This window comes from Sphingobium sp. HDIP04 (genome assembly GCF_000445085.1).
Taxonomy (GTDB): domain Bacteria; phylum Pseudomonadota; class Alphaproteobacteria; order Sphingomonadales; family Sphingomonadaceae; genus Sphingobium; species Sphingobium indicum.
In genome coordinates, this window is the sequence record NZ_ATDO01000034.1 from 1 (window position 1) to 2182 (window position 2182).

Annotated in this window: 3 protein-coding genes and 1 pseudogene; 2 read left to right on the forward strand and 2 right to left on the reverse strand. The window is 60.6% G+C overall.

Annotated features, from left to right (window positions below):
- Positions 1-490 (reverse strand): annotated as a pseudogene (locus L286_RS26645) (IS6-like element IS6100 family transposase); the annotation flags it as partial.
- Here L286_RS26645 and L286_RS26650 point away from each other — a divergent pair.
- Both L286_RS26650 and linB read left to right on the forward strand, forming a co-directional pair.
- Complete coding sequence (locus tag L286_RS26650; RefSeq protein ID WP_235589608.1) at positions 477-773, forward strand: hypothetical protein; 297 nt, start codon at positions 477-479, stop codon at positions 771-773. The pseudogene L286_RS26645 and the gene L286_RS26650 sit on opposite strands and share 14 nt — an antisense overlap.
- 85 nt (positions 774-858) lie before the next feature.
- Positions 859-1749, forward strand: a complete 891-nt coding sequence (gene linB / locus L286_RS26655; protein ID WP_021222972.1) for a haloalkane dehalogenase — start codon at positions 859-861, stop codon at positions 1747-1749.
- Between the two features lie 159 nt (positions 1750-1908).
- On the opposite strand, the gene L286_RS26660 is transcribed toward linB, so the two are convergent.
- Positions 1909-2182, reverse strand: a 274-nt coding sequence (locus tag L286_RS26660) for a DDE-type integrase/transposase/recombinase (RefSeq protein WP_021222970.1), incomplete at its 5' end; no start/stop codon positions are given.

Consider the following 2182-nt stretch of genomic DNA (forward strand, 5'->3'; position numbering starts at 1 on the left):
CCTGCCGGTGGGCCGTCTCCCGGTCCAGCTTTCCTTCGCGCTTCAATTCGGTGATCGCTGCACCATAGCTCGGCGCTTTGTCGGTATTGAGCGTGGCAGGCTTTTCCCAGTGCTTCAGGCCTCGCAGGGCCTTGCCCAGGAACCGCTTCGCTGCCTTGGCGCTGCGGGTCGGCGACAGGTAGAAATCGATCGTGTCGCCCCGCTTGTCGACTGCCCGGTACAGGTAGGTCCACTTGCCCCGCACCTTGACGTAGGTTTCATCCAGGCGCCAGCTCGGATCAAAGCCACGCCGCCAGAACCAGCGCAGCCGCTTCTCCATCTCCGGGGCGTAGCACTGGACCCAGCGATAGATCGTCGTATGGTCGACCGAAATGCCGCGTTCCGCCAGCATTTCCTCAAGGTCGCGATAGCTGATCGGATAGCGACAATACCAGCGCACCGCCCACAGGATCACATCACCCTGGAAATGGCGCCACTTGAAATCCGTCATCGTTCCGTCCGTCCAATCTCCGCCAAGCATGCTCAAGCTTCACGATTTTTGCAACAGAGCCGGCGCGCGGATCCTGTGGTGCACGCCCGTGTTTGGCCAGGCCGTGGGCACTCAACATATCGATGAGATTCTCGCGGTCTGGTATCCGACTCACAAAACCTTCCTCGATCTTTCGGATGCGCCCGGGGCTAAGGAAAGCTACCGCCTGAGAGGCGCCTGCGTGGCCTACGCCGTCATCCATCGATGCTCCGGCAGCAACTCTCCGCTCGACGGCAATGGCTAGAACGATTCCTCGATTGACATGATATTCATCATGCGATATGCATCGCCGACCGGGCAGACCAGAAAATCGCTCAAGGAGAATATCGATGAGCCTCGGCGCAAAGCCATTTGGCGAGAAGAAATTCATTGAGATCAAGGGCCGGCGCATGGCCTATATCGATGAAGGGACCGGCGATCCGATCCTCTTCCAGCACGGCAATCCGACGTCGTCCTATCTGTGGCGCAATATCATGCCGCATTGCGCCGGGCTGGGACGGCTGATCGCCTGTGACCTGATCGGCATGGGCGATTCGGACAAGCTCGATCCGTCGGGGCCCGAGCGTTATGCCTATGCCGAGCATCGTGACTATCTCGACGCGCTGTGGGAGGCGCTCGATCTCGGGGACAGGGTTGTTCTGGTCGTGCATGACTGGGGGTCCGTCCTCGGCTTCGACTGGGCCCGCCGCCACCGCGAGCGTGTACAGGGGATTGCCTATATGGAAGCGGTCACCATGCCGCTCGAATGGGCGGATTTTCCCGAACAGGATCGCGATCTGTTTCAGGCCTTTCGCTCGCAGGCGGGCGAAGAATTGGTGTTGCAGGACAATGTTTTTGTCGAACAAGTTCTCCCCGGATTGATCCTGCGCCCCTTAAGCGAAGCGGAGATGGCCGCCTATCGCGAGCCCTTCCTCGCCGCCGGCGAAGCCCGTCGACCGACCCTGTCTTGGCCTCGCCAAATCCCGATCGCAGGCACCCCGGCCGACGTGGTCGCGATCGCCCGGGACTATGCCGGCTGGCTCAGCGAAAGCCCGATTCCGAAACTCTTCATCAACGCCGAGCCGGGACACCTGACCACGGGCCGAATACGCGACTTCTGCCGCACATGGCCAAACCAGACCGAAATCACGGTCGCAGGCGCCCATTTCATCCAGGAGGACAGTCCGGACGAGATTGGCGCGGCGATTGCGGCGTTTGTCCGGCGATTGCGCCCAGCATAATCCGGAACCGGCTCATTTTCTAAGATCCGAACAAACCACAGACGCGGCGACGCCGATCACCCGCGCAGGACAATAGGAGAGACCGACATGAGCGACGACATTTTTGGCTCTGTTGCAAAGATTGGCGGCAGTCAGAGGTAGGCTGTCGCTCTGCGCCGATCAGGCGGCTGCTGCGAAATGGTGGTTGAGCATGCCCATGGCCTCCGTCAGCGCCGAGGGCCCAATGCCAAAAGCTCTCTCCACAAGGCGCACCTCGCCCCTGATGCCGGGCTGCAGGCACCAGGGGCGAGCCTGTCCTTTGCGCAGGGCTCGCATGACTTCGAATCCCTTGATCGTGGCATAGGCCGTGGGGATCGATTTGAAACCGCGCACCGGCTTGATCAGTATCTTGAGCTTTCCGTGATCGGCCTCGATCACGTTATTGAGATACTTC

Bases quoted from the DNA above. Each gene is read 5' to 3' on its own strand.
- linB (WP_021222972.1), top strand. From the start codon at position 859: ATGAGCCTCGGCGCAAAGCCATTTGGCGAGAAGAAATTCATTGAGATC.